Source organism: Mesorhizobium sp. M7D.F.Ca.US.004.03.1.1 (assembly GCF_003998635.1).
In the GTDB taxonomy this organism is placed as follows: Bacteria; Pseudomonadota; Alphaproteobacteria; order Rhizobiales; family Rhizobiaceae; genus Mesorhizobium; species Mesorhizobium loti.
On record NZ_RZQG01000596.1, the window covers coordinates 1 to 3,767 of the forward strand.

The window sequence follows — 3,767 nt, forward strand, 5'->3', positions numbered from 1 at the left end:
GTTCCGGCGACTTCACCACGACTGAGTGGCCGGTTGCGATGGCGCAGGCCAGCGAGCGGGCCGTCAGTTCAAGTGGACCATTCCACGGAACGATCTGGGCGGACACGCCGAAGGGACTTCTGACTGTGTAGTTGACCAGGTTGGCCCCGCGCGGGATCGAGCGCCCTTCAAGTTTGTCGGCCAAGCCACCATAGTATCGCAGGTATCTGATGGCGGTCTGAACCTCGCCATCGGCAAGTTCCAATGCCTTCCCCGTCTCCGCGCAGTTAATGGCTGCGATCTCGTCGAAACGCGCTTCAAGGGCGTCGGCAACGCGAAACAACATGCGACCGCGATCATACGGATGCATGTCTATCAGCACGCGGTCGCGAAAAACGCGGTGAGCAGCAGTAACGGCAAGCTCGATGTCTTGGGGTCCTGCTTCAGCTACGACAGCAATCGTTTCGGCGCTCGCCGGGTCATCGACCTCGATGCGTGTGCCGGACACAGAATCCCGCCACTCGCCATCGATATAATTTTTGACTACGTCGTTGCTGGCCATCCAGTCCTCTTTCTTATCGCTCGATTTTCTTCGAATTGGCGCAGCGACAGTGGTCGGCGCCGCAGGAAGAACGGCAACCGTGGTATCGGTCCGGCAGTGAAAGCCCTAGTCTGCCGTTCAGCCGCTCCGAGTTCGCCCACTGCCACATGCCACGGAACGGCCTTCCCGTTCCGTGACTGCGAGCGGCCCGATTTTGGACCTGCTAGTGGCCCGGTGCTTTGTCGGCTAGCGAGCCGCGCCTCCACCGTCGAGGGTAGTCGCTACTGCGCCAATGCTGTCGCGAATGATGGACAGACCACGCCGAAGGTCAGCCTCGGCGATGGTGAGGGCAGTCATGAACTTAAGCACCTCACCGTATGAGCCGGCGATCTCGATCACCAAGCCCCGACGAAAAGCCTCCTGGGAGACCAGACCTGGCAAGGAGTGGTGCTTCGGTGAAACGAGTCCGTACATCAGACCGCGGCCTCGCACGCTCAGGCCGAGGGTGGGGAATTCCTCGGTAATCGCGTTGAGTTCTTGGACCAAGATCGCAGACTTGCGAGCGATCTCATCCTCGAACTTGGAGTCGGACCAGTAAGCTTCGAGGGCCGCACGAGCAGTGACGAAAGCATAGTTGTTGCCTCTGAAGGTCCCGGTGTGTGCGCCCGGGGCCCAGACATCAAGTTCAGGCTTGATGAGAATAAGGGCCATTGGGGTTCCGATCGCCGACAAAGATTTGGACAGGGTAACGATGTCCGGCACAATTGCAGCCGCTTCGAAACTGAAGAAACTGCCCGCGCGACCGACCCCGGCCTGGATGTCATCGAGGATCATCAAGATTCCGTGCCGCGACGTTAGCTCGCGCAGCCGTTGCAGCCAAGTAACGCTCGCAGCATTGATGCCGCCTTCACCTTGGATCCCTTCCAGGATCACCGCGGCAGGTTTGTCGAGGCCACTGTTGGGGTCATTGAGAAGCTTTTCGAAGTAATCGATTGTGTCAACTGACGCCCCCAGGTAGCCTTCGTATGGCAACGATGTCACATGGGCGAGGGGAAACCCGGCAGCGGCCCGGTGCTCCTTGTTTCCCATCGCTGCCAATGCTCCAGCGCTTTCCCCATGGAACGAGTTGGTAAACGAGACGATGTTCGATCTCCCGGTCACCTGGCGAGCCAGTTTTAGACTCGCTTCGACCGCGTTCGTACCTGTGGGGCCGGGAAACTGTAATTTGTATGTCAGACCACGAGGCTTGAGAATGTATCGCTCGAAAGCTTCGATGAAGGCTTTCTTGGCCGTCGTGGCAAGGTCCAGCCCATGCACAATTCCGTCGCGCTCGATATAATCCAGCAGCGCCTTCTTGATGACGGGGTTGTTGTGCCCATAATTCAAAACGCCTGCACCGGCGAAAAAGTCGAGATATTCCCGACCGTCTGCAGCGATGAGAGTGGTCCCGACTCCGCGATCGAATAGGGCGGGGAAGGCGCGGACGTAGCTGCGCACCTCAGACTCCAGGCGATTGAAAACCGCGAGACCTGCATCCATTTCAGGTGCGAATTGCTTGCTCATAGGCGAACTCCTCAATCTGAAGCCTGCAAAGCCAGGCCTCTTCTGCTTTATGAAGTGGCGTGTAGGTGCCGTTGTGAGACAATAGCGCGCTACATTGGGCGCCTTGCGCAAATTCTGAGCGGCGGGATGCAGTAATTATGCGAAATTGCCGGCAGGTTGCATAAGGCCGGCGGTTTGTGTGGCTGCGGTGACGATTTTTCCCAACCACCTCAAGACGGCTGCATTTGATGCAGCAACCGGGGCAGGCGAACCTAGCGCTCGATTCCCTATACACAGATGAGACTCTTGGCAGCGTGAGCCAACGAATGGAAGCCGAAGCGCGGAAATAGAGGTCCCCCCTATCATCATCGTCCAGTCGGCTTAGCGTTTAAGTTCCGAGACGTTTCCTCGGCCGAACTGGGCGCAAGGCCTCGGCTTTTGACCGTCGGCTGCCATTGTCAGTTGGGCGATGGTGGACAGCACTCTTCGGCCAATGGCTATAACTGACGTCGAGGACGATAGCCGACTTTGGTCCCATGCCTGGCCTGATCGTTTGGGCTTCCGTCTGCGCGGGGTTGAGGCTACAGTCGAGTGCATATCGCAGTTTTTCTGCGCAAATTGCAGCTATTCCGGAGAATGACCATGGAATTGGATCGGATAGATCTGAAAATCTTAAGCGCTGTTCAGCGCAACAATCGCCAAACAACGGAAGAATTGGGCCAACTGGCCGGTATATCGCCCACGGCCTGTCAGCGGCGATTGAAGCAGTTGCGACAAATTGGCGTAATTGAGGCTGATGTTGCAATCGTGTCGCCTGAGGCGGTGGGCAGGTCCCTGATGATGCTGGTCTTGGTCGACATTGAGCGCTATCGTTCCGACGTCATCGATCGCTTCAAGCAGTCTCTACAGAAGGCGCCTGAAGTAATGAGCGCGTATGCGGTCACCGGTAACGCCGATTTCGTTCTCCTTCTCTCCGTGCGTGACTTGGCAGAGTACGACGCATTCTCGAGGCGTTTCTTCTTTGATAGCCCGGCTGTTAGAAATTACAGCACGATGATTGTGATGGATCGCACGAAGGTAACCTTGGCGGTGCCAATCGATGTATAGAACGCGCAATCTTACGCGCATTCAACAACTGGTTGATCCGATTCACCGATGACTGGCGCAAGGGTCAGCCGCCTTGCCCGCCGGCCATGATTGGGACGGGAGTTTTCGTACCGCTAAAGCGGCGATGGAGCGCAAGGCGAAGCATCATTCTGCTCCTTACAACGGCCTCGTCAGCGCGATGCTGCAAAAGCACTTCTGGACCTACCGGGCTGCATTCTGATGTATCTCGCGATAGGTTTGTCCCCTTCAGTCGCGATGCGCTTTGTCCACTTAAGTCACGACGCTCCGGCATCGCCTTCAGCCCTGATGGACTGCTGGCAAGGTCATGTTTAAACGTTCCGCCCCGTTGGGAGGCCGCCATAATGCGAATCTCTTAAGAATGCGCTGATTTCCTGCGTCCTGCAAGATAATTGCGCGTTTTTGCTTGCTCGCCGTCTGCTAGATTTTTGCCCGACTCAGACATTTGCGAGTTTGCGTGGTTTTCGATTATATCGTCGTGGGTGGTGGCTCCTCTGGATGCGTGATGGCGAGCAGGCTCTCCGCCTATGGCGCTCGCGTGCTGCTCATTGAAGCTGGCCCTGATACGCCGCCGAATGCC

Annotated in this window: 4 protein-coding genes; 2 read left to right on the forward strand and 2 right to left on the reverse strand. The window is 57.1% G+C overall.

All coding sequences use genetic code 11. The features are described 5' to 3' along the window. Window positions 1–541: aldehyde dehydrogenase family protein (locus EN935_RS26085; protein ID WP_127373756.1), on the reverse strand; the 541-nt coding region annotated here is incomplete at its 3' end. 225 nt (window positions 542–766) lie between these two features. Continuing rightward, entirely contained in the window at window positions 767–2,083 is a 1,317-nt protein-coding gene (ectB, locus tag EN935_RS26090; RefSeq protein ID WP_063169350.1) for a diaminobutyrate--2-oxoglutarate transaminase, read from the reverse strand. 621 nt (window positions 2,084–2,704) lie between these two features. Here ectB and EN935_RS26095 point away from each other — a divergent pair. Together EN935_RS26095 and EN935_RS26100 are read left to right on the forward strand one after the other, a co-directional pair. Beyond that, window positions 2,705–3,169: an Lrp/AsnC family transcriptional regulator gene (locus EN935_RS26095; RefSeq protein ID WP_063169349.1), complete on the forward strand. Its 465-nt coding sequence runs from the start codon at window positions 2,705–2,707 to the stop codon at window positions 3,167–3,169. 475 nt (window positions 3,170–3,644) lie between these two features. Further along, the coding region (locus EN935_RS26100) for an FAD-dependent oxidoreductase (RefSeq protein ID WP_127274279.1) at window positions 3,645–3,767 on the forward strand (123 nt) is incomplete at its 3' end.